26 protein-coding genes are annotated in these 24113 nt (G+C 49.0%); 7 read left to right on the forward strand and 19 right to left on the reverse strand.

Annotated elements, in window-relative coordinates:
- The first annotated feature begins 518 nt into the window (after window positions 1-518).
- Window positions 519-1373: a class I SAM-dependent methyltransferase gene (locus GX147_11030; GenBank protein ID NLN61201.1), complete on the forward strand. Its 855-nt coding sequence runs from the start codon at window positions 519-521 to the stop codon at window positions 1371-1373.
- The gene (locus GX147_11035; protein ID NLN61202.1) at window positions 1370-2398 is read left to right on the forward strand and encodes an NUDIX hydrolase; all 1029 of its coding nucleotides are present in this window, start codon (window positions 1370-1372) and stop codon (window positions 2396-2398) included. Before GX147_11030 ends, GX147_11035 begins: the two co-directional genes overlap by 4 nt.
- Window positions 2399-2814: 416 nt before the next feature.
- Here GX147_11035 and GX147_11040 read toward each other — a convergent pair whose 3' ends face one another.
- Together GX147_11040 and rsmG are read right to left on the reverse strand one after the other, a co-directional pair.
- Window positions 2815-2997: a hypothetical protein gene (locus GX147_11040; GenBank protein NLN61203.1), complete on the reverse strand. Its 183-nt coding sequence runs from the start codon at window positions 2995-2997 to the stop codon at window positions 2815-2817.
- A gap of 44 nt (window positions 2998-3041) precedes the next feature.
- The gene (rsmG, locus tag GX147_11045) at window positions 3042-3704 is read right to left on the reverse strand and encodes a 16S rRNA (guanine(527)-N(7))-methyltransferase RsmG (GenBank protein ID NLN61204.1); all 663 of its coding nucleotides are present in this window, start codon (window positions 3702-3704) and stop codon (window positions 3042-3044) included.
- Between the two features lie 308 nt (window positions 3705-4012).
- On the opposite strand from rsmG, the gene pdxS reads away from it, so the two are divergent.
- The gene (gene pdxS, locus GX147_11050; protein NLN61205.1) at window positions 4013-4876 is read left to right on the forward strand and encodes a pyridoxal 5'-phosphate synthase lyase subunit PdxS; all 864 of its coding nucleotides are present in this window, start codon (window positions 4013-4015) and stop codon (window positions 4874-4876) included.
- A gap of 36 nt (window positions 4877-4912) precedes the next feature.
- Here pdxS and GX147_11055 read toward each other — a convergent pair whose 3' ends face one another.
- From GX147_11055 to GX147_11120, 14 genes are all read right to left on the reverse strand, one after another.
- Complete coding sequence (locus GX147_11055; GenBank protein NLN61206.1) at window positions 4913-5524, reverse strand: 4-phosphopantetheinyl transferase family protein; 612 nt, start codon at window positions 5522-5524, stop codon at window positions 4913-4915.
- A complete protein-coding gene (locus tag GX147_11060) occupies window positions 5505-6296 on the reverse strand; it encodes a 1-acyl-sn-glycerol-3-phosphate acyltransferase (protein NLN61207.1) in 792 nt (263 codons plus the stop codon). Before GX147_11060 ends, GX147_11055 begins: the two co-directional genes overlap by 20 nt.
- Before the next feature lie 11 nt (window positions 6297-6307).
- Window positions 6308-6556 (reverse strand): acyl carrier protein, encoded by a 249-nt coding sequence (locus tag GX147_11065; protein NLN61208.1) that lies wholly within the window; start codon window positions 6554-6556, stop codon window positions 6308-6310.
- A 103-nt stretch (window positions 6557-6659) separates the two neighbouring features.
- Window positions 6660-7940, reverse strand: coding sequence for a beta-ketoacyl-[acyl-carrier-protein] synthase family protein (locus GX147_11070; GenBank protein NLN61209.1), 1281 nt, complete (start codon window positions 7938-7940; stop codon window positions 6660-6662).
- The gene (locus tag GX147_11075; GenBank protein ID NLN61210.1) at window positions 7937-8407 is read right to left on the reverse strand and encodes a beta-hydroxyacyl-ACP dehydratase; all 471 of its coding nucleotides are present in this window, start codon (window positions 8405-8407) and stop codon (window positions 7937-7939) included. Before GX147_11075 ends, GX147_11070 begins: the two co-directional genes overlap by 4 nt.
- On the reverse strand, window positions 8397-9128 hold the full coding sequence (locus tag GX147_11080; protein ID NLN61211.1) for a 3-oxoacyl-ACP reductase FabG: 732 nt from the start codon (window positions 9126-9128) through the stop codon (window positions 8397-8399). Before GX147_11080 ends, GX147_11075 begins: the two co-directional genes overlap by 11 nt.
- On the reverse strand, window positions 9125-9721 hold the full coding sequence (gene fabA / locus GX147_11085) for a bifunctional 3-hydroxydecanoyl-ACP dehydratase/trans-2-decenoyl-ACP isomerase (protein ID NLN61212.1): 597 nt from the start codon (window positions 9719-9721) through the stop codon (window positions 9125-9127). The genes GX147_11080 and fabA overlap by 4 nt, the downstream gene beginning before the upstream one ends.
- Complete coding sequence (locus GX147_11090; GenBank protein NLN61213.1) at window positions 9711-10712, reverse strand: ketoacyl-ACP synthase III; 1002 nt, start codon at window positions 10710-10712, stop codon at window positions 9711-9713. Before GX147_11090 ends, fabA begins: the two co-directional genes overlap by 11 nt.
- Window positions 10713-10714: 2 nt before the next feature.
- On the reverse strand, window positions 10715-11917 hold the full coding sequence (locus GX147_11095; protein ID NLN61214.1) for a hypothetical protein: 1203 nt from the start codon (window positions 11915-11917) through the stop codon (window positions 10715-10717).
- Between the two features lie 138 nt (window positions 11918-12055).
- Window positions 12056-12997, reverse strand: coding sequence for an ACP S-malonyltransferase (locus GX147_11100; GenBank protein NLN61215.1), 942 nt, complete (start codon window positions 12995-12997; stop codon window positions 12056-12058).
- 247 nt (window positions 12998-13244) lie between these two features.
- Window positions 13245-13934, reverse strand: a complete 690-nt coding sequence (locus GX147_11105) for a leucyl/phenylalanyl-tRNA--protein transferase (protein ID NLN61216.1) — start codon at window positions 13932-13934, stop codon at window positions 13245-13247.
- Window positions 13935-14120: 186 nt separating this feature from the next.
- Complete coding sequence (locus GX147_11110) at window positions 14121-14303, reverse strand: hypothetical protein (GenBank protein ID NLN61217.1); 183 nt, start codon at window positions 14301-14303, stop codon at window positions 14121-14123.
- Window positions 14304-14350: 47 nt separating this feature from the next.
- On the reverse strand, window positions 14351-14578 hold the full coding sequence (locus tag GX147_11115; protein NLN61218.1) for a hypothetical protein: 228 nt from the start codon (window positions 14576-14578) through the stop codon (window positions 14351-14353).
- A 391-nt stretch (window positions 14579-14969) separates the two neighbouring features.
- Entirely contained in the window at window positions 14970-15155 is a 186-nt protein-coding gene (locus tag GX147_11120) for a hypothetical protein (protein NLN61219.1), read from the reverse strand.
- 467 nt (window positions 15156-15622) lie between these two features.
- Between GX147_11120 and GX147_11125 the strand changes: the two genes are divergently transcribed.
- Window positions 15623-16087, forward strand: a complete 465-nt coding sequence (locus GX147_11125) for an acyl-CoA thioesterase (GenBank protein NLN61220.1) — start codon at window positions 15623-15625, stop codon at window positions 16085-16087.
- Between the two features lie 9 nt (window positions 16088-16096).
- Here the strand turns inward: GX147_11125 and queF are convergent, their stop codons facing one another.
- On the reverse strand, window positions 16097-16501 hold the full coding sequence (queF, locus tag GX147_11130; GenBank protein ID NLN61221.1) for an NADPH-dependent 7-cyano-7-deazaguanine reductase QueF: 405 nt from the start codon (window positions 16499-16501) through the stop codon (window positions 16097-16099).
- Between the two features lie 302 nt (window positions 16502-16803).
- Between queF and tkt the strand changes: the two genes are divergently transcribed.
- The 3 genes from tkt (at window position 16804) to GX147_11145 (ending at window position 21596) form a co-directional block, all read left to right on the forward strand.
- A complete protein-coding gene (gene tkt, locus GX147_11135) occupies window positions 16804-18858 on the forward strand; it encodes a transketolase (GenBank protein NLN61222.1) in 2055 nt (684 codons plus the stop codon).
- A 287-nt stretch (window positions 18859-19145) separates the two neighbouring features.
- Entirely contained in the window at window positions 19146-20849 is a 1704-nt protein-coding gene (locus tag GX147_11140) for a potassium channel protein (protein ID NLN61223.1), read from the forward strand.
- A gap of 438 nt (window positions 20850-21287) precedes the next feature.
- Window positions 21288-21596, forward strand: a complete 309-nt coding sequence (locus GX147_11145; protein NLN61224.1) for an antibiotic biosynthesis monooxygenase — start codon at window positions 21288-21290, stop codon at window positions 21594-21596.
- 234 nt (window positions 21597-21830) lie between these two features.
- On the opposite strand, the gene GX147_11150 is transcribed toward GX147_11145, so the two are convergent.
- A complete protein-coding gene (locus tag GX147_11150) occupies window positions 21831-22415 on the reverse strand; it encodes a nicotinate-nucleotide adenylyltransferase (GenBank protein NLN61225.1) in 585 nt (194 codons plus the stop codon).
- Window positions 22416-22444: 29 nt separating this feature from the next.
- Complete coding sequence (apgM, locus tag GX147_11155) at window positions 22445-23749, reverse strand: 2,3-bisphosphoglycerate-independent phosphoglycerate mutase (protein NLN61226.1); 1305 nt, start codon at window positions 23747-23749, stop codon at window positions 22445-22447.
- Between the last annotated feature and the right edge of the window lie 364 nt (window positions 23750-24113).

Here is a 24113-nt window from a genome sequence, read left to right on the forward strand (position 1 = left end):
GCTTCCCAATCATGATGGGACTGAAGATGTGGGGGTACTTCTTTAACCCTGGTAACATGTCTTCCATCTTGCATTGCCTCCTTCTGAAATTTTCAAGTCTGTAATAAACTATAATCCCGGCGAAAAACAAAACCAAATCCGCCGACTATAACAAAATAAAAACAAAAATAACCGGAAAATACCCGGAGTGAAAGCCATCGTAAGGCAACTAAAATACCCTCAGTGTAAGGGGGTACAACTAAAATCACTTTATCCTTAAATCATTGCGGTGCTTAACATACACCCCAAAATGCTGTCAAGAAAATAAATCGGTCATAACCCGGACAGGTCTGTTGTTTCATGGAGAGATGAGATAAGGGTTTCAATTCAAAGAGGAATAGAATAGAATCAAGTTGTGAAAAGTTGTTTTCCCCAATAGAATGTTGTGTATTGATCATTATTTGTCAGAAGTTACGGTATTACGCACTATGGATTCGACACGGAAAGTACCGATAACATTTCTGCCACCTGGAGAAACCATGGGAAAAGAAAATCAGTCCCGGATCGTTGAAGTGTATGGAAACATTCCTCGCCATCAGCACATCGCCGAGCTGATCCGAAAGCGATCCACCAACAAGGATGATATTCGCGATGTGGCACTGGAAGAGATCAACTTCAAAGCGATATCATCAATCCTTGACCTCGGATGCGGTTTTGGTTTTTTCACAGAAGCCCTTGCGGGAAAAATCTCGCCCAGGACGACCATTACCGGGGTGGATCTTATCCCGGGTCATGAGCCTCTTTTTCTTCAGGCATGCAGGCATGCCGGTGTACAGGGGCACTTTATTCCAGGTCATGCTTCCCTCATCGCCACTTTTGAAGATCAGTCCTATGATCTGGTGGTTTGCAGTTACGCCCTGTATTTTTTCCCGGAAATAGTGCCGCACATCGCCCGTATTCTCAAACCCGGAGGCCTTTTCGTCACCATTACGCATGATAGCCGAAACATGGGGGATCTGTTTGAGTGCATCAAAAAAATCATGGATCGTCATTATGCCCGAAAGAAATTTCTGCTCCCGGTGGAGAAAGTCATCCGTCAGTTTTCCGCCGAAAATGGGGCCGCTGTGCTGAGATCCTGGTTCGGACAGGTCGACACCATCGACTATCCCAACACGCTGGTTTACCCCCTAAGCGATTTGCACGAGATAATAGATTATTTTCACTTCAAAAGCCCCTTTTTACTTGTCGGAATACAGATTGCAAAGGCCGATATCGTGGATCACCTTCCGGTGTTGCTCCGGCAGGATTCCCCCCATAAAAATGGCGTGGTCATATCCAAAAACGACAGGATTTTTATCTGTGCTGAACCAAAACCGAACATGGAAGAACCATGAAAAGACGCCCCCGGGTTTTCTGCCCGCATTGCAGCAACAGAATTCGCAAAAATGATGAAAACGGTATCATCCGTGATTGGTGCCCCCACTGCAATGTTTACTTTTATGAAAACCCGTTGCCGGTTGTCTCAGCTATTGTTGTACAGGAAAGGCGTATACTGCTGGTAAAAAGAGGAAAGGCCCCTTACAAAGACCTGTGGTGCCTGCCGACGGGATTCGCCGAAACCGGTGAAAGCATTGAAGACGCCGCATTACGGGAACTAAAAGAAGAAACCGGTATGGAGGGTAATATTCAGGGATTGGTCGATGTGGATTCCTGCACAAATTATTTCTACGGCGATCTTATTTTCGTAACCTTTGAAATTGAATGCACCACAGGGAAGTTACGTCCCGGAGATGATACGGTCGCAGCAAAATATTTCCCCCTGCAGAACATCCCCAAACTGGCTTTTCGATCCAACAGCAAGGCGGTTGTAACGTACATTCGTGGCATGTCGGATTACTGGGCCATTCAAGATTCATTTTCCCTTTCCCTCAAAGAATCTTTGCCGCCTGAAGCAAAAAAGAATCTGCTTTCCGACCGTCTCGTGGATATGATCGAGAAAAATGCCCAGGATATCGCAGAAAAATGCGTTGAAGAGGTTCGGATCAACTGGTCAACAGCAGGGTATCACGATTTCGACCGGATCAGACTTTTCAAACGGTTTTTTATCATTTTAGCGCAATTCGGAAAATGGATGGGTGGATTTTACAGTGATAACGATATCCGAGTATTTTATACCAAGGTCGGTGTGGAAAGAAGAAAAGAAGGCTTACCTCTGGCGGATGTACTCAGCACATTGAGCCTGATCAAAAAACAGGTTTTTAATTTTACCATCTCCCGGGGCGTCTGGGAAAAGACCATCAACATTTATATGTCCCTAGAAATGGACCGAAGAATCATGCTTTTTTTTGATAGGGTAACCTACTACATCACCAGAGGGTATGAGGCGGGGCCATCTTTATCCGTTGGCAAACGTCAGTAGTCGCCCTCCCACATATGGACTTAACGGCAGCAAGTTCTACTCGAGGGTGCCAGGCGGATTAGTTGATTCAGATTAAAACCTGAGCTTCCACAGGAACGAAAACAATGTAATATGATGTAATTATTAGCAGCATGGCACTATAAAGTGCGATATTTTTTGAGGTTCTGTTAAGATGCAAGCTCAACGGTTTTTAGCCGTGGTAACCTTGAAGGCATTGCAAATGGATATGAATGTCCATGTAAATCTTTACAATCATGAACGGAGGCATCAGGGCAAACGTTGTCAAGGCGGAACGCCGATGCGGGCTTTTATGGACGGCAAAAACCTCTTTGTCGGGAAAAATCTGGATGATTTGGTAGCAGCTTAAACCCGTGGACAATCCGGGGGAAACTCGCCACTGTCAAATCAAGCACTGTTCAGGACAGTTTAGCCGATAAGCTTGTCGGCACAGCGGAATGAATGCCGAATAATCTCGCCTCGTACGAAGCTGTGGCCATCACTCCACGATGACTTGGAGCGCTCATGCCCCCAATGGCCAGAGCCTTTCCGATTAGTTCCCGCCGTCTTTGCCGCTCCGCTGAAGCAAAAACAGTTTCCATATCGCCATGGGGGATCCGCCGCGATGACCTGTACTCACACACTATCAAGTCTTCTTGAAAAGAAGCAATGTTCGTATTTCGTCAGATCGGGGCAATACCATTTCCCGAATAAGCATGAGCTGTAAACGATTCGATAAAATCATTTTTCCCGCCTCATCCATCTCTTTTTGCCAACTACGTCCTTTCATGGCAATGATCACCCCTTCGTAACCACAATAAAGATTTGCCAACATCAGAAACCGTGACAGCTTGAAAGTGGCCCGCGAAATGACCACGTCGTATTGGCCGCTCCCAATGCTATTGCCAAGCGAATCTCCAACACGACATTTGTTGACGAGCACATGATGAAGACCGAGTTTCTGAACTGTATGATTCAAAAAGGACGTTTTTTTCCGGGACGCTTCAAGAAGGGTCACTCGTAATCTCCAGTCCGCGATAGCAAGAGGGATTCCCGGGAACCCCCCTCCTGTCCCCATATCCAGCAGTGTTCGAGCCGAAGGGGGAATAAGAGGCAACGGCAACAGAGAATCCAGAAAATGCTTGACGATAAAAATCGGGCCTGCGGTTACGGCCGGCAGATTAATTTTGGTTTTCCGTTGTTGAAATTCAGCATAGAATAAGGAAAATTGGTCCAATTCATGAGGGCCACGAGAAACTCCTATGGCTGCGGCTTCATCTGCAAGCATCTGTATTAACGCCTGTTCCATCCCTCATTCATTTCCCAGAAGGCCGGTCTTCCGTAAACAGTCCAGCTCCCATTCTTTATCCGGAAACACTTGACCATCTAGCAATAATGTTTGTACTTGACGAGTCCTATTCTTAGCATATAAACTCATGCACCATAGTGATCTACAACAAAAGACCCTAAAAAAGAAGGGTAGTTTCGGTAAAGCGACGATTTCTTGAGGTATCGCATGCGGTGCTGTTTCTACGAATCAAGTGCTTGGCTTCACGCCGCTATTTACCGGCGCGGTTGTCCAAAAGGAGGCGAAACGTGGCAGATAAAAAGAAATATATGTTGAATGTCGAACTGACCCAAATGCTTAAAGGCGGGGTCATTATGGATGTAACCAATGTGGAACAGGCGAAAATCGCCGAAGATGCAGGTGCCGTGGCCGTAATGGCCCTGGAACGGGTCCCGGCCGATATTCGTAAAGATGGCGGTGTTGCCCGCATGTCCGACCCATACATGATCAGCGAAATCAAAAAGGCTGTTTCCATACCCGTGATGGCCAAAGTCAGAATAGGACATTTTGTCGAAGCACAGATACTGGAGGCACTGGGGATCGATTATATCGATGAAAGCGAAGTGCTGACGCCTGCCGACGAAGAATGTCATATCGACAAGACCAAGTTTGCCACACCCTTTGTCTGTGGTGCCCGAAATCTGGGAGAAGCTCTCCGGCGAATCGTAGAGGGAGCCGCCATGATCAGAACCAAAGGCGAAGCAGGCACGGGAAATGTTGTGGAAGCCGTACGCCACATGCGAACGATGAATCGGGAAATACGCCAACTGGCTCATATGCCGATGGAAGAGGTGACTCCTTTCGCCAAAACAAACGGAATCCCCCATGAACTTGCCCTCCGGGTATGTAAATTGAAAAGACTTCCAGTGGTCAATTTTGCCGCCGGAGGCATTGCGACACCCGCTGATGCGGCACTCATGATGCAGTTGGGGTGTGACGGCATTTTCGTCGGTTCCGGCATCTTTAAATCCGAGGACCCGTCAGCGCGGGCGAGGGCTATTGTTAAGGCCACTGCTTCTTTCAATAACCCCGAGAAAATTCTTGAAATATCCATGGGTTTGGGAGAGGCCATGAATGGGCTTGAGATCTCGGCCATCCCTGACGAACAGCTTTTTGCAGACCGTGGCTGGTAAATCAGCCTGCACTGATTTTTTAGCAAAGTTATTTCATCATTGAAAATCATAAACATTGCTGGCAAACACCGCAAAAGCCCCGTAACGGCCATGGTGACTAAGACTGACTTTAGCCTGAATTCTTGTCTCATCCACATAGATCATGGGTGGCCCCAAGCCGCGGACACTTCGCTCACGATGAATTCCGATCCGACGAGACGCAATCTGCCAATATCGGCCCAAGTAAAGACAAAGGGTTCTTCGTACGTTAAAAGATTCTGATTGCACCTGCTGCTCGTGATGTCCAAGACAAAAAACTTTAAGATGCAGCGTTCCTTGGCATGCCTTTTCCCCCTGACAACAGAAGGCATGAACGTAATCCGGGCTGACCATAACGCTCACCGCAACGGGCCCATCCGGACTTTCAACAAGACCACTCCGGTAATGACACCAAGGGGTTTGCAGAAATGGTTTGTCCAGAGAAACCAAATATTTCAGGGGGCCTGAATGAACAAGAGGATTGATCTGGCTAACGAGTTTATATGCGGCTTCCTTGGCGGCCCACAGGACCCATAGAATAACGGTTGGATTGCGTTCTTTTCGAATCAGGCTTTGCTCCTGCGGCAAAAAAACGCGTCTGATAAAACGTTCATCTTGGTTCTTTTCCAAGACATCCGGATGCCTCAAATCCACGACATCGTTCCCGACAGCTGGCAAAATACTGTTCCTCCATGGCGGACAGGTGGCGCACAATCTGTTCAGTATACTGCCGTTGCGCCCGCAAGCCATTCTGGCCGTTTTTCTTAATTTCCAACGTATCGATAAGACAGGTAAAGCGTTCCCCTCGTTTTGGCATATTGCTGTAACGTTCCTGATGATCTCCTCGCAGATACAGACACAAAACCCGGCAATCGTCGACCCCTTCCAAAAAACGGCCGACACCATAAGAAAAATTCTCGGTATCGACCCGGCCGGTCCGAGTCCGTCCGCCCTCTGGGAAAATCATCAGATTTTGTCCACGCCGGAGAAGGTGCAGACATTTGTCCAATACCTGCTTCATCTCTTCCCGATCTCCGCCGTGGCTGACAGGGATACATTTATTGATATAACACAGAAACGTGAGTAGGAAGTTTCTCTGGAAATTGGCTCGTTCAGGCAGGTTCCAAGGTAGGAGATTGTACTGAAAAACACAACGGTACATGGGGAACAAGGCGTAAGATAGAATCACCGAGTCGATCATGGTCAGATGATTGGAGCACACAAGCCAAGGTCCCTTATGTGCTTTAAAGAGAATTCGGCTCTGCTTCCTGACCTCCCGAATATTGTAGATGCTGTACCCGACAAATCGAATAATCACATAATACAAGGGTGTCAAAAAAAAGGCCGCCACCCAACCCAAAATATACTGAAGCTGAAAGAACCGCTTCGCCTTATCCCCCATATACAGTACTCCTAAGCGATTTTATCCTTGATCACCGCCACGGCATCGCCGATAGTCCTGATCTTATCCGCATCATCATCGTCGATAGAAATGTCGTAAACATCTTCACACTTGATAATGATGTCAACCAGACGAGCGGAATTGACCTTGAGATCGTTCAGGATATTGGTACTGTCTGATACCTTTTCCAGCAGTTCAGGATCCTTTACATAGGCTCGTAAAATGTTTACAAATTCCTCGCGAATCTTATTCTCGTCCATGTTTTTTTACTCCTTTGATTTTTTATTCTCTTCCCTTCCCATTATCCTCTCCGGCCTTTATGGCCGGGATTCCTCTAACACTTCCATTCAAGTTCGCGGCTGCTTATTCCTCCCATTTTTTAAAAATGAGGCAACTGTTGACATCGCCGAACCCAAATCCCGCCTTGGCGATCACCTTCGCCCCTGAGCCCTCGATCAAGCGATGGGGAATATGATCCTCATATGCGACGATTTCCGGATGCACATCTTCACAGTTCAGGGACGGATGAATGAAGTCCTTGTAAAGCTGAAGGGCCACTGCGGCACATTCGATCGCACCCGTTGCACCCAAGCAGTGACCTATCATGGACTTCGTCGAATTGATATAAGGAAAATTCCCCGGCCCCCGGCCCAACGCGCTGGACCAGTTTTTTAATTCGTAGGGATCGGCGAAGGTGGCCGTCAAATGGCCGTTGATCGCGTCAATTTCCTGGGGTGTGATTCCAGCGTCGTCTATAGCCAGACGAATACAGCGCACCACGCCTTCGGGGTTCGGGGCCGTCATGGAACCACCCGTTCGGTGGCCGCCGCAGTTGACGGCGCCACCGATGATTTCCGCGTAAATCCGGGCTTCGCGTTTACGGGCCGTCTCCAATTCTTCCAGTATGAGAATCCCGCCTCCCGCTCCAGGAACAAAACCGCCTGCGGAAGCGCTCATCGGACGGGAGGCCTTTTCCGGTTCGTCATTGAATTTTCGACAGATGACTCGCATGGAATCGAAACCACTCCAGATATAAGGAGAGGGGCCTTCGGATCCACCGGCCAGCATTCGGTCCGCCAATCCGGCACGAATCCGCCAGAGAGCATCGATAATCGCCTCATTCCCTGTACTGCAGGCGGAGGAGTTCGACGTCACCTGGTTTCCCAAGGCCAGGAGTCCTCCGATTCTGGCACTGGTTCCGCTGTTCATGACCTGTTCCACAATCCGGCTCCCCATGCGACGGGTTTTCCCCCCGTTGACCATAGGAATAACGATCTTGCCGATTGTATCCATTCCACCAATCCCCGATCCGATAATGGCGCCCGTCGCCCAGTCGACCTGATCCGAATCAGGATCCGGAACACCAAAACCAGCATCCTTCCACGCATCTATGGACGCAATCGCGGCATAACCAATGTTGTCATTGATCGACATACGCTCTTCCTCATCGAAGTGTTCATTAAGAAGCACATCGGTTCCCTGCGGCACACCTCCTACCTGACAGGCAAAATTCAAGTCCCGCAGTTCCTGCACAAAGCGGATGCCTGAACGTCCTTCACGCAGGGCTTGCTCGAAATCTGCGACCCCATGGGCATTGGGAGCAACTACCCCCATTCCCGTCACGACCACCCTGCGCCTCTTCATACTTGCACTCCCGCCCCAGCAAGAATGCCAAGGCATACGGTTTCGCCATTTTCTCTTTCCACTTTCACCCTCGTCTTCAAATTTCCCCTGCGGAAGTAAATTTTTTCGCCATGGATCAGAACGCGCTCCCCAGGAGAGACGATGCCGTTAAACTCAACGCCCTCAATAAAGGTAAAAAGTGTTGTCATTGATTTCGCTTCCTCAATGGACACGTTATTCTGTATCATGCTCAAATAAAGCCCGTACACCACGACTCCGGTCTGCGCCATGGCCTCCACCAGAATGACACCGGGTGTAATGGGACGATTCGGGAAATGTCCCCTATAAAAATATTCATCCTCGCGAAAACGGTATGCCCCAAGAACCCGATTTTCGTCCAATTCGATAATCTCATCGACAAAACGAAAAGGTGGCTGCTGAGGAACCGCCTTCAGGATCAGATCCATCGTTTCACGATCAGCCGCCATATAGACCTCCATTGACATGGATAACCGTTCCGGTGATGTAATCCGCCCTCGTCGCCAGAAAGGCGACAACATCGGCAATTTCTTCCGCCTTACCCAACCGCGCCAATGGCACGTTCGCCAGGATTCTCTCTTTGACCTCCTCGGGCAATTCTTGCGTCATGGTCGTGTCGATGAAACCCGGAGCAACAGAATTCACCAAAATGTTTCGTCCCCACAGCTCCTTGGATAAAGATTTAGTAAACGCATCCAGAGCCGCCTTTTCCATGGTGTAGGGAATCTGACCGGGATTTCCCATATGCCCCACAACACTGGAAATGTTGATAATACGTCCCGTATCCTTCCGTAGCATGAACTGCCTGAGGATTCGCTTGGTCAGATACCAAGTCCCTCGCATGATTGCCCGTTGGCGGTCAAAATCTTCCATTTTCATGGAATTGATGTCACCATTGATGGAGATTCCTGCAACGTTGACCAGTACATCGACCCGCCCAGCCACTTCCTTGATCTGGTTGACCATGCGTTCGACCTGTTCCGGATCCGTCAGATCGGCCTCGACCAGAAAACCCTCCTCAATCTCATCCAAAACAGCTTGTGATGCTTTCTCCACGATAGGGATGTAATTAATCCCCACGCAAAAGCCTTCGGCGGCAAGAACCTTGGTGCAGGCCGCACCGATTCCTGTTCCACCTCCGGTGACAATCGCTACCGGTCTTTCCATCATACCGCCTCCTTGATCATGCCTCCGAGGGAATTCGGAGAACGTTCGGGGTAATCGGGATACACAATTCCCTGAAAGAGTCCTACTTTAGCCCGTTTGACCTCGCCTATCAGTTCACCGTCCACCAAGATCCGCCCGTCACCGATAGCCACACTGGATCCCGATTGTTTAAGTTGGGAAAAACGCTTCACCTCAATTTCGAAACGAACCATCTTGTTATACGGACGTATCTGGCCGTTAAAATTGACCTCACCACATCCGAGAGCTCGTCCGGCCCCCAACCCTCCACGCCAAACACAAAAATAACCGAGCAGTTGCCAGATTGCATCGACGCATAAACATCCTGGTTGCACCGGGTCACTCACCATGTGACACTGAAAATACCAAGCATCGAGACGGATATCCTGTTCGCCGATGATTAGTCCCTGATTCCCCTCCTTTTGAATGAGCGGGATCCGGTGTATCATTAAAAAAGGAGGGGCCGGTAACCGGGCAGCAAAGCCTTCCGGAGGATCCTCGACCAACCGACCATAGGCAAAACCGATCAAGTCTTCCATGCTAAACTGGGTTTTCTTAAGAAATTCCTCATATTTCATTTTTATATTCCTTTACTCCAAGCATCATGTGCGTCCAGGTCAGCCCCGAGCCCACCAAGGCAATGGCTACATGATCGCCCGGTACCAGTTCATGCCAGTGTTGGCTGAGTACTATTGGAGCTCCGGCACAGCCGGTATTCCCATAAGATTCCACGTTATGCCAGTGATTGATTTCCGGAATCTCGGCGCGCTCGCAAACCGTCTGCAGCATACCCAAATTGGCTTGATGGCCGATGAATTTGAAATGTCCGTTCGTAATGGGAAACTGTTTTTTCAGCATCCGAACCGAATCAGTTGTTTTACGGATGGCAAAAGCCTGCACTGCGTGACCATCTTGGTGAAAGTGCCCCATTCGGGGGATGATCACCTTATCCCAAGCTGCCGGTTTCGATTGACAAAAACAAGAGGAAAACATCATTGGTGCTGGCACCTTTGTGGAAACCACCGCAGCGGAACTGCCATCCCCAAATAAAACTGCCACACTGCGATCTCGATAATCCACGCTTTTTGTCATGTTTTCCGGATTCACCAGCAGCACATAGGGAGGAAGCGCCTCGGGTCTCATTGCCTCCAGGAAGTGAATCTGCATGCCAAAACTGGTACAGGCGGAATTCAGGTCAAAACAGATGGCGTTAATACCCAACCCTGAAGCGATGCTGGCCGCCTCTGCGGGAATTGCATTGTCGGGAACACAGGTTCCGGAAATAACCAGACCGATGTCGGCAGGGCTTATTCCTGCCCTTTCGATCGCCATCTTGGCGGCCTTTGCTCCTGTCTGTGCATTCGTATAAACACTCGCTTCGAATGCCCCGCGAGGATCTTCATTTTTCGTTGTGCGGATATAATCCAGATCCAGGACCGTTCGCCGCGAATGGATCCCGACACGCTCAAGGACCCATTGTTCACTGCTCCCAATATCTAATGCCTCTAAAAAAGTGTTGTCAATGACGTTTTCTGGATGAAAATGACCAACTCCGTGGAGATAAAGCATCTTTAGATGATCTCCCGTCCAATGATCATATTCTGAACCTCTCGCACCCCTTCATATATATCAATGATATGCGCGTCTCGAACAAGTTTGGAGATTTCGTATTCCATCATAAAACCATAGCCTCCATGGAGATGAAGACCCTCGTTCGCACAGAACAACCCGGCTTCAGCACAAACATTCTTCGCCAATGAGGCGTAAACTCCTCGATCCGCATCCTGGTCCTGCACCTTGATTGCTGCTCTCATGAGGGTCAACTCCCCTAATTCTACCTTGCGCCACATCTCGACCAGCATGTCCCGGGCCACTGGCAGATCGCAAATTCTCTCTCCGAACTGCTTACGCTCCCGAGTGTAAGCCAGTGTCACATCCAAAGCACGGCGGGCCAACCCTAATCCAATGGCCGCCACCATGGGGCGGGCGAAGTCAAGGACATCCACCACATACTGAAAACCCCGTCTGCGATCGCCAATGATCTGGTGGGGTTCGATAATCACATCCTCGAAAGTCACGCTGGCCGTATTGGAAAGTCGCTGACCCAGTTTGTCTTCAGGTTTGCCGATCAGAATCTTGCCCCCATTGGGCAGAATGATTTCTCGGCTGGTTGTAATGGGGCCATTCAGGTCATCCGGACGAAGCGGCGGCACCGGCACAATGACGCAGGCCATCAATTGACTGGAGGGTTTCCCCACCTTGCAGAAGACTGTATATTGAGATGCGTAGGAAGCATTTGTGATAAAGCATTTGGCGCCGTTTAATACGTAATGATCGCTGTTATCCATCTTCCTGATGAAAGTCGTCATAGCGGAATTATCGGAGCCTGCGTTGGGTTCAGTCAAACAGAACGAGGAAAGCAGCGGTTCATCCACAAAGGGTTTCAGAAACAGTTCCTTTTGTTCATCCGTCCCGTTCTGAGCAATGACCACATTGGCGAGGTCGTTGCACATGGCCGATGTCGATATGCCTGTGTCTCCGTAGGACAGTTCACGAATGATCATGGTCGTCGACACGACATCCACTTCGTAACCTTTTACAGATTCGGGGATGCAAAGATTCAACAGACCCAGTTCCCATGCTTTTTGAATCGTTTTCCAGGGGAAAGCATGTTCCTTGTCCCAGGTCATGGAAAAGGGAATGATCTCATTTTTGACGAACTTCGTCACCATGTCAAAATACATCTGCTGATTTTCATCGAGTCTGAAATCCATGACCGATATCCTTTCTGTTCCGCCGCCGTCTTCCACGCGGCTCATTAAAAATTGTTTTCAAGTCCGCCTCACTTACATCTGGGAGGGGCTGCAGAAAATCCCCTCCACTATGCAGACGGATCACCATGTGACTATTTTTTATTGGAATAAACGTTCTGCGGCAGATAAGGCAGTAACAGATGAACAATCCACTTCCATGGTTTGAAAGAAGGCCCGGAGAGGACGTCCCGGACCTACCTCATAAATCTTCTCTGCTTGAGAAGACAACTCAGTCATATTATCCACCCAATTCACGGTGTTGCTCAATTGCAAAACCAAGTTGCGGACGATCTCATTCTTGTCGTCGGCATGAAATCTCCCCGTGTAGTTGGAGGTAACCCCCACGGCCTTTTCCGATGCCATTCCCCCCTCAAACTCGTGGAGGGTTTCCGCGAAAGACTCTTCAATGGGTGACATGAATCGGCTATGGAACGGTGCGCTGACATTGAGCGGTACAAATCTAACGGGCTGATCCTTGGATAAAACTTCAGTCAAACGTGATTCCGCCTCGGTCATGAATTTAGCGTCGCCGCTGATGACGACCTGCTTTGCGGAATTGACATTCGCAACATCAATAGGCAATCCGGTTAAAGTCTGCCGAATCGTCAAAACATCCACTTTTTCTCCAATCACGGCCGACATAGCGCCAATTCCAACCGGTGTACTCTCCTGCATAAGGCGTCCCCGGGTATGAACAATCCGTACCGTGTCTCCCAAAGGCAACACCTCTGCAGCCACCATGGCTGTAAATTCACCAAGGCTGTGCCCACCGAAATAAAGCGGAGAAAAACCATAAAGCGATTTAAGACCTCGCATCATAGCAACTTCCGTTGTCACAATGCACGGTTGCGTGTATTCGGTCAAATTTAATCGCTCATCCTCACCGAAACACATGGCCGCCACATCCCAACCCAACGCTTCGGAAGCTTCTTCGTATACCTGTTTGCATACCGGAATCTGATCATAAAAATCTTTCCCCATACCAGCCCGCTGCGAACCCTGACCCGGGAAAACCACAGCAACCTTTTCCTGCCTTGCCATATTTTATACTCCTGAATAAAATTCAACACTGAAGATTCACCCACCCTTAAGCATAATATGTGCCAATTCTAAGCAAAAAGGCCGATCTATATTTTTTCGATGATATTCTCAGACATTACGCATTCTGAAAAAAGCGGAACAAAAAAGAAAAGAGAGTAATTCCGGGACAAACTGTGTAAATAAGTTCTACAGTGCATAATCCATTACGCAGTTTTACAAGAGGACCTCGAAGATAACGAGGAATACGTTACGATCCGAGAAACACCCCCCAGTCACCTTGGATTGTTTCAAAAGTCAGTAGATTTTGAAGGTGATCGGCAAACTCCTGCCGCGAAATATTCCGTGCCCCCAGTGACGCCAGGTGTTTCGAGTAAATTTGGCAGTCTATGAGACCAAATCCACGTGCCGCCAACTGCTTTCCAAGAATGATCAAAGCCGCCTTCGACGCATTGCTGACCGCCGAAAACATGGATTCTCCAAAAAAACAGCGTCCCAAAGAAATCCCATAGAGTCCCCCCGCCAGAACTTCCCCCTGCCATGCTTCCACTGAATGAGCGTAACCCAGTTCGTGAAGGGCAACGTAGGCTTCTTTCATTTCCCCTGTAATCCAAGTGCCTTGCTGTCCTTTTCTGGGTTTCTGACAGGCTGTAATGACACCGTAAAAATCACGATCGTAGGTAATCCGGAAACGTCCTTGCCGTAAGATTTGTCTCATAGTTTGTGATATATGAATTTCGGAAGGGAAGAGCACAAAACGCGGATTGGGTGACCACCAGAGAATAGGCTCCTCATCTGTATACCAAGGGAAAATACCCTGTCGATAAGCTTCCAGGATTCTCTCGGGTGAGAGATCTCCACCAACGGCAAGAATCCCACTGGGTGATGCCTCATCTGAGGAAGGGAAAATGATATGCTCTATAAGTTCAAATATCGGCATGCTTCACCACTCTGAATGAATGCCTCTGTGACTATCAAAAATTGCTTTCTTCAAGGACTATCTCAAACACGACGTAAATTCCCATGACTGCTTTCTGACAATGAGGCCATGGTCCGAACAAAAAAGGCAGAGTCAGCCACACCTCTGCCTTTGAGGAAAATGGAGTGAATGCTCATTCACTCCGCATCATTTCTGGATTTCTTTAAGTCGCTCGATAAACTGTCTCATGTATTGTTCTCTAACTTTTAGAGATCGGCGGAATTCCCGGTCATCCGTGTTCACAACCTCCCTCCTCAGATCTGGGAAATATCTTTCCAAAATTTCTAAGAGGATACGAGCCTCTTCGTTCGTCAGTTCCATGGCTAACATTGCGAACCTCCTTTCCCAGAAGATCCCGTTTTGCACCGACACCGGACTTATGGTTTCATCAACTGCTCCTTGGTCGCTCCTACCGGATACACAGGAAAAATTTCAAAGCGAATCACATCTATCCAAGCCGCTTTTGAAGCAATCAAACCTTTGGCATCCGTATCGACGACATAGATCGTACGACACCCCTGAAGATCATAAAACTCTGAAAGAACCTTAACGTCGGAAGGCCATTCCCAAGTTACTCTTCGGGTCCTCACTTCTTTCTCATCCATAGGTTCCCATGTACAAATCATCATGAAATACATAGCGCACCTCCCCGTGAAATGTTGGAAAGGAAAAACAAAATGGGGCACCCCTCCGGATGTCTAAAATTCCGGAGGGGAAAACAGATAAATTTGAAAACGGATCTTTCCATTGCACGCCTCGACTGCCAGTCGACATCAAAGCAGCCTTATGTTAAATGAGATAATACACGAATAATAGAAACATATTGTTTATTTAAAGTATGGTTGATACTGAATCTGTCAATACTGCGACTATGATAGAAAGCAAGCGATTCAAAGAGAAAGCTGTACCCCCCTTGCCGTTAAAAATTGGGGTTTACGTATCCTTAGCAACTTGAATAGGCGGTCTGCCAAGGGTATCTTGTCAAACCATGCACAGTTATGGTCTTGATTCAATGCCGTGGGCAATCTCAACGCCCGGCATTCTATGCCGTCCTTGCCGCGCATGGCAAACATGTTTCGCGGTGCGACGCACGTTTTTACTTCCGCCTGATAATTCTGACAAATTTTGCAAACCGCTTTTTTCATGATTCCCTCCCTTGAAAGTGATGGTTAAATTCTTCATTACCCTCTTCCATACGAGGAAAGGCGATGGATTTGCCCGAGAACCCTCTTCCTTCCTTACCAGACAGTATCTATGGGGAGTTACCTCACCCAATTCGACAAGAACACGCAATATTCGGAATCACCCGCCCGTTCCAGCATGGCGGTCATTTCAAAAAAAACAATCCCCCCCTTTTAAATCCTGATTATCATTACCTGATTTTTTCTGTCAATGTTTTTCTAAACGATAACAAAAGACCCTTCCGAAGATTTCTTCAAGAACTTGTTTTCCAGGGTCAATTTTACGACTACTTGCTCACGTTCTTGAATCCAAGGGCAACCTGATTTTCCTTATTTCATAGCGGTTCTTTTTCTCGATGTGTGGTGTTTTGCCGTTCCTTGAACGATTTCGAAATTTGGAAGATGCGCTTCGTCTTTAATTCTGATAAAGAACTGGTGGTATTCATTTGGACTAGGAGGAACAAAACCATGCCGTTTCAGGCCAACATCAAAGTTTGTTTCAGTGACATCGATAATGCGGGAATTGTTTATTATCCCAGATTTCTACACTATTTTCATGTGGCTCTCGAAGATTTTTTTGCCCTGGAGCTTGGTGTTGACTACTCGACTCTACTGCAAAAGCACCGTATCGGTTTTCCAACGGTCCATCTGGAGGCAGATTTCCGACGCAAACTAAGCTATGGTGATCATTTGCTTGTCGAAGTCGGAGTCGCAAATATCGGGAATACCTCCGTTACCTTGAATTATAATGTCTCCCGTATCCAAGAACCGGCCAAGATCGTTACAGAAGGGAAAAACATTACGGTCTGCATGAACATGGATACTTTCGAAAAATGGGATCTGCCAGCGTGGCTGAGGACACTCCTGGAGAATTACCAGGAAAAATGCCGCCTCCTGAAATGCGCCCACGACAATGCCTGTACAAGAAATTGAATGGGGGAGTTATTGTTTGTATTCGGCGTCAATGGCAATCGAAATGCCCCCTCGAACAGCAAAAACTGCTGTAATCCTGCAGTAGCGTGGCCCCAAAGCAGCGACCACATCATCGAGAATCATGTTCGCCGCGTGTTCGTGGAAGAAGCCTTGATCACGGAAGGACCAGAGATAAAGCTTCAGTGATTTGGACTCGAGGATCTTTTTGTCCGGGATGTAGGAAATCTTAATTTTGGCGAAATCCGGCTGTCCAGTTAGGGGACACAGGGTTGTAAATTCTTCGGATTCCATGGTGACCATGTAATCCCGCGTCGGATGATGATTGGGAAAAGTCTCCAGCTTGCGGACAGCTGTGGCTTTGCTTCCTAGCAACGTCAGGCCTTCCAAATCCGAGGTTTGCGTTTTTTTCTCCATCGATACGTTCCTTTTTTCATGCTTGGCAGGCGTGTATTCATGAACTTCCTAACAGATTTGTCACGTTGGAGTGTTCATCGCTTGGTTGGTCAAGTTCACCGAACCTTCTATAAAGTATAACAGAAAATCATCATCCGTTAAAACAGTTTTTGCGGGAATGCAGCAATACGCCGCTCGGTAAAATGGCTCTAGGCGAGTCAGGACAGCCGGTCATGATTCTTTCTCGGACAAATACTTGTTGTCAGCAGCAATGATAGTGTATATACGCCCTGAAGTGATTTATTCCCGGTAAGGAGAAAACCATGAACGATTCAGTGAACTTTCAGAATAAATGTGTCAATACTATTCGCTTTCTAGCAACAGACGCCATCGAGAAAGCGAAATCCGGCCATCCGGGCATGCCCATGGGTGCAGCGCCCATGGCTTATGCCCTTTGGATGCGACATCTGAAACACAATCCCAAAAACCCCAAATGGCCGAATCGAGACCGTTTTATCCTGTCGGCGGGCCATGCCTCCATGCTCCTTTACACCTTGTTGCATCTGACAGGTTATGACCTCAGCCTGGAGGATATCAAGGCCTTTCGCCAGTGGGGGAGCAGAACGCCCGGACACCCGGAATTTCCCCACACACCTGGTGCGGAAGTCACAACAGGACCACTAGGGCAGGGAATCAGCAATGCCGTGGGTATGGCAATCGCCGAGGCTCATTTGTCAGCTCGGTTCAATCGGCCGGGACATGTCATCGTCGATCACTACACATACGTTCTTGCCTCCGACGGTGACCTGATGGAAGGCGTCGCCTTTGAGGCCTGCGCTATAGCTGGACATCTGGGGTTGGGAAAACTCATTGTCCTCTATGACAATAATCATGTTTCTCTGGCTGGTTCAATCTCCCTCACGTTTTCAGAAGATGTCCAGACGCGCTTTACCGCCTGTGGCTGGCAGGTCCTTCATGTCGAGCAAGGAAACGACATCGACGCCATAGACAAAGCAATCGAAGAGGCACGGAACGATACCTTGCGCCCTTCTCTCGTTTCCATCCGTACAACCATCGGATATGGGGCGCCTTCCAAAGAAGGGACCGCAGATGCCCACGGCTCACCCCTGGGAAAGGAGGAATTGATGTCAGCGAAAACCCGACTCGGCTGGCCTCTGGAACCTGATTTTCATATTCCTGGTGATGTCCTGGAGCATTACCGTGCATCCGTGTTCAAGGGTGAAACGGCAGAAGGCAAATGGAAGGAAATATTTGCTGAATATGGCAAAGAGTATGGAGATCAGGCATCTGAATTCGAGCGTATGACTCGGGGTGATCTGCCGTCAAACTGGGATTTGATCCTTCCAGCATTAGGTCTTGAAAGAAAGCCATCGGCGACCCGAAAATCGGGTGAGGCAATTTTGCAGGAATTGGCCGGAATTCTGCCAGAATTGATCGGTGGTTCGGCAGATCTGAACCCTTCGACCTTTACATGGCTCAAAGGCTTCGGCGATTTCCAAAACCCGGACCGGCCGCATGAGGGTGTGCAGGGCAGAGTTGGTGGTGACTGGGGCTACAGCGGTAGAAACATTCACTTCGGCGTACGGGAACACGCGATGGGGGCCATTGCGGTGGGCATAGCGCTTCACGGCGCCCTGATTCCTTACACGGCAACCTTTTTTACATTTGCGGACTACATGCGTCCACCGATTCGGCTAGCTGCCCTCATGGGCGTCCGAATTCTTTTTGTGTCCACACATGACAGCATCGGCTTGGGAGAGGATGGTCCCACGCACCCGCCGGTCGAGCACTTGATGAGCCTCCGGGTTATGCCGAACCTGACAGTGATCAGACCCGCCGACGCAGCGGAGACGGTTGAAGCCTGGCGAACAGCCCTTCTAAACACTTCAGGCCCCACAGCCTTGGTTCTGACTCGTCAGAACGTATCAGCACTCAATCGCGAAACACTTGCTCCGGCAACGGGTCTGCGACAGGGAGGCTATATCCTCCGTGACCCGGAAGGAGGCAACCCGGAAATCATTCTTATCGGCACGGGTTCGGAAGTAGAAATTGCCCTGGCCGCCGCTGACACTTTGGCCGCTGAGGGAAAACGGGTTCGGGTGGTTTCGCTCCCCTGTTGGGAAATCTTCGATGCACAGCCTGCGGCATATCGGGAAAAAGTGCTGCCCGAACACATAAAACTCCGGGTTGCCGTGGAAGCGGGAATCAGACTGGGATGGGAGCATTACGTCGGCACAGAGGGGAAAATTATTGGGCTGGACTCATTCGGTGCCAGCGCTCCATCACCAATTCTGTTCGAGAGGTTTGGTATCACTGCGGATGCTCTGGTGCATGCGGCAAAAGAGCTTCTTAGATAGGGAAGGAATTTCGAAAACGAAATAGGGAGGCATACCCTATTTGCCTCCCATGCCTTTTGCGCTGACCGCAATACTGGTCTATTGAAAACCCTATTCCCTTGATGTTTCATATGCTTAAATAAAGAAAATGTTGTAAGGTTCTCTTCTTGACAGCCGGGCTGGCCTTTCCCTATAGTTGTCTTACGATTCGCACATCAACCGATGAAGTTAGCCGCCGGGGTATGTGTAACCGGATTTCACCATCACTGCAGTAAAAAAAGAGCCACGCAGGGGTCGGGATATGCATCGTGAAGTATAATTCTTCCGTGATGACCTATTTCATGCAGACTGGGGGTACCAGGCGAAACATACGCCTTCTGGTCCGTTTTTTTCTCGTCTTGGCGGGGATGGTGACAGCCTACAGCATCATCTTCCATTTTCTGATGGCCTTCGAAGGCAGGGCACATTCTTGGATTACGGGCTTTTACTGGACCCTGACGGTAATGACCACATTGGGTTTCGGCGATATTACCTTCAATTCCGACTTGGGCCGCTCTTTTTCTCTTCTTGTTTTGCTGTCCGGCGTGGTCTTCCTCCTAACCCTTCTCCCCTTCACCTTCATCAAATTTTTCTATGCACCCTGGATTGAAGCAGAATCCCGCAAGAGAACCCCAAGGGAGCTGCCGCCGGAAACAAAAGATCACATCATCATTACAAACTATGATTCCGTCACCCAGGCGCTTATCGAAAAACTAAAGGATCATAATTACGCATATGTGCTTATCATGGAGGATTACAAGCAGGCCTTGGAATACGCCGACATGGGTTTGCGCGTTGCCGTGGGCAATATCGATGATCCCGAAACCTATCGGAAAATGAGGGTTGAACGTGCGCGAATGGTCGTTGCCACCAACCGGGATGAAATCAACACAAACATTTCCTTGACCGTGCGGGAAGTAACAGAAGAGGTGGCGATTATCACCACAGCCAACTCTCCTTATTCGCTGGACATCCTTCAGATGGCGGGCAGCAATCGGGTACTCCAGTTTTATGATATCCTGGGACGCTCACTGGCTACCTGGACGGTCGGTGGTGACTGTAAGGCGAACATTATCAGTCGGTATGACGATCTGCTCATTGCAGAATTTCCTGCAATGGGTACCCCCTTGGTTGGGAAAACCCTAGCAGAAAGCGGATTGAGGGAAAACATTGGTGTTCATGTCGTGGGGATCTGGGAGCGGGGACATTTCTTTATTCCGAGCGCCGAAAGCCTTATTACTCGAACCAGCGTGCTGGTGTTGGCCGGATCTGAGGAAACGTTGACCGCTTACGATGAAGTATATTCCTTTTATCATATTTGCAAACTGACAACGGATCCGGTTTTAATTGTTGGTGGAGGACGGGTAGGGTATGCTATTGCGGAGCGCTTCAAGGAACGCGGCACCCCTTTTCTGATCATTGAAAAAAACCCTCGGAGAGAACGGCCGAGTGAGCATGTTGTCATCGGTGATGCCGCTGACATACACACATTACAGCGTGCCTGGCTTGAGAAAGCCCCGGCTGCGGTCATCACAACCCACGATGACGCAACCAACATATACCTGACCAAGTATCTGAGAAGTCTAAAACCCGATTTGCAGATTCTCAGCCGGGCAAATCTCGAACGCAACGTATCGACACTCCATCGTGCCGGCGCCGACTTTGTCATGTCTTATTCTTCCCTAGGGGCCAACGCCATTTTCAATTTCCTGAATCAAGAGGAGGCGGTGACGCTGACGGAAGGCTTGAATATTTTTCATCTAAGGGCTCCAGCGTCTCTGATCGGCAAAACTTTAGCGACCTCGATGATCAGAGAAAAAACCGGATGTTCCGTTGTTGCCATAAAAGAAAAGGGCGCTATGCAAATCAATCTTGATCCATTAATGCCGATTCGGGAAAATGCCGAGTTGGTTCTGATCGGAACCCAGGAAGGGGAACGAAAATTTCTGGCCTGGCAAGAAGAGAAAAAATAGGAACGTCCCGCTTCAATGGTCTCTTTTGGCAGAGCGTCCACGCCAGCCTCTCCCACGCGCTTGCATCACCGGGTCATACTTGATGTATCAATGGAAAAACCATGCTGAGAGAACCTCATGCGACCCAGGTATTGCCGGTGTAGGGATTTGCAACCCATCCGGAAAGCCCCCCTCGTCGCTGAGGTCATGTATGTACTTGAGATTATAAACGGTTATTTTTGATCTTTCATTTGGCCGTGTCTGCATCTTCTCGCTTTTTTATCCACGTCTAACATTTTGTCAGAATATTGCACAAAAGAACTTAAGTTTTTCCTCCCGCCGTCGATTTAAAGTAATATCTTTAGCGTGCACGGCGATTCCTTCTCCACATGCCCGACTTACAACAGTTGGGATGTGCGGAAGCGTTAATATGAATATCAAAGACGGGAGGATTCTCTGATGTTAATCATCCTTGTTCAGGCTGAGGTCAAGCCTCCTTATGTGGAGGCATTTAAAAAAGCGTGTATCGAAAATGCCCAGGAAACCATGAAAGAAGAGGATGTCATCCGTTTCGATATTGTGCAGCAACAGGACGATCCAACGCGCTTTGTGATGATTGAGGTTTACCGTAACCGAGACGCGCTGTCTCGAAACAAAGGAACGCCCCATTATAGGACCTGGCGTGACAAGGTTCTGCCCATGATGGCCTATCCTCGAAAAAACACTTTTTTCACCCATGTGTATCCTGAGGCCAAAAACTGGTCCTGACAAAACGGACCGTCAATAAACAGAGCCCACGCGCTTTGTTTTTGCCGTATTGCAATGGCTCTCTTCGTTCAGCAGGGTATGGCGCGATCTCGCCTGATACCGGTCGGTCCCGCCACAACCCGATTTAGCTCTCGTCTTTACCTGACATGCTTCCGTCTGTCTGTATCTCTGGAAATTTTCTACGGTTGGTAACCTCACGAAAACATCCATAGGGAAAAGGAACCATATTATCAATTAAGCCCGCAGGCTTTGCAGCCGTCCAGAAAGGTTCCAGCGTTTTAAGAGCCGGGCGACCGCAGGTGGCACAAGGTGCTCCCAAGGCTGATTTTTAACGATGGCCCGGCGGATATCCGATCCACTGAGTCCTTTCTGCTCTGGAGCCACCTCCCACAGAACATGGGTCCGCAGACCGAGACGAATGAAGGTGTCCCGCTTTTTCCGACCCCAGTCGTCATAAATCGAGACAAAAAACACCGCATCTTTCGGAACATAGCAGAAATAGAGCTCCGGAAGGTTGACGGGGAAGGGAACGATGGTGAATTCCCGGCAATCTATCCCTGCTTCAGTCAGGCTCTCCTGGATCAGCACTTGACGTTCATAGTAGGTTAACGGGTTGGCCTCTCCACAACTGCGGTTCGGGTCGGACGTGTCTTCTCGGATTAAAGTCGGGTCAGGGTTGGTGATACCCACAACCAGATGCCGACACAGGGCCTTCCCCGCAAGAAGATACTTCATATGGTCCATATGAAGTATCTGGAAGCGGCCGTGAATGAATCCCACTTCATAAATGGGTCCTTCAGGGGCACCATTCCCTGACATTTGCAAATCCCTTATCTGCCACGGTGTGACTAAAATTTAAATGGTTCGTACCGCCCGGGCCAGAACATCTGATCCTCGTCCGTATCCATGATATCCATGAGCTTGATCCGGTCAAGGTGATTGAGGATCAGATACATAAGCTCACGATCTCGAACCGTACCCAGCGCTCCGGCGGCCACACTGATTTCATCAAACCTGACCACGGCATCCCTCCGTACCCCTTCTCCGCACAAGGTCAGGGGAACCGGTTCGCCCGAGTGGACAAGGGGTCCGCGACTTGGCGTGGAATGATCTGAGGTGACCACAGTCAGGATATCGGGATCGCCCAGGAGCCAGTGGAGATGCCCCCCAATAGCCCGGTCCAAGGATTCGATAACCCGCTTTTTGAATTCAGGATCCTTCATATGGGCCGCTTCATCAGGAGCTTTCGTATGGACATGGATGAAATCATACTGCCGGGAACTGTCCCTTGCTTTTGCCAGCCGTTTGGATAAATCGGTCTGCGGATTGTCCATTGCCGGGATTTTTTGAAAATCAAGACCAATATACTTACTTAAACCGCCAAAAACGGCACCCGAAGCGATGGACAAACCTTTCAAGCCGTAGCGTGAGGAAAAGGGTGTAACCCGCTTGAGACGACCGGCCCGCTGAGTAACAAGCCCGTTCAAAGGGGGAAGCCTTTCCTTTTTCCTTTTTACATTGACGGGGTGTTTGTTCAATGCCTGGTGAACATGTATCAGGTAGGCCTTGAGCGCTTTCGCCGTGTTCACGGCATCGACCTCCAAAGCGTGGCTTTTCCAAGGAACCGGATTCATCATAAATGCATCGTCACGCATGGGGTTTGTGTCGGTCACAAATGGGCTAACCGATCCTCTCAACACCAGAACCCCGAAAAGTTTCCCAATGTGGTGGAAGGTGATATCGATATCGTTCCAAACAAAATGTTTGATGACAGGAATCAGTTCGGTGATTTCATCAACGGTAGCTGGGGGCGTGTCCCGTTTGAGAAAGAACACCCTGTCCTCTGATGTGATGGTGGATATATGAGTCAGCAAAGCGACATCATCAGCGGTCAACGGCACCCCTGCCCCAAGGGCCTCCAGTGCGCCCCGTCCCGGAAAATCGACCTGATCGTATCCGAAAATGGCAAAGTGCGCTTTCTCGCTGGGAAGAGCCAACCCCAGTTGCGCGGCATGATACAGTCCGTTGGCTCCGACGGCGGCCATGTGGTCCAGAGCGGGCGTGTGAGCGGCCTGCAGCGGCGTCTGATGCCCGAATATTTCGTAAGCGCGGTCTCCCAGGCCATCAAGCAGAATCAGGATGCATTTTTTCATCGCCGGCTGTCCGGTTAAGGATGAATGGTCGCCACGTAAAACATTAACAATCCTTGACTAATCGAGATTATCTTACATATCAACAATTTATCCGCTATTTTACTGAAACCGCAATAAACGCTGATCCGCGTGAGGCATTGATAATCGGACTCTTAGTTTACTCGTTTTGGGCCCCCGATTCAACAACTATCGAATTGCCTCACATTAAAAGTAACCGGGAAGTGGTTTAAGGTTTCAAACGGTTTACAAAACCCCAACCCCGAAAAAGGGGAAAACCTTCCTTCTACAATCGGGAAGAGATTCTAACCCCGCTCAAACGAACCTGGCTCGAAGCCAATCTCCCCTGTTCAAAGCGTCTCAAAGC

The sequence above is a fragment of the Deltaproteobacteria bacterium genome, assembly GCA_012522415.1.
In the GTDB taxonomy this organism is placed as follows: domain Bacteria; phylum Desulfobacterota; class Syntrophia; order Syntrophales; family JAAYKM01; genus JAAYKM01.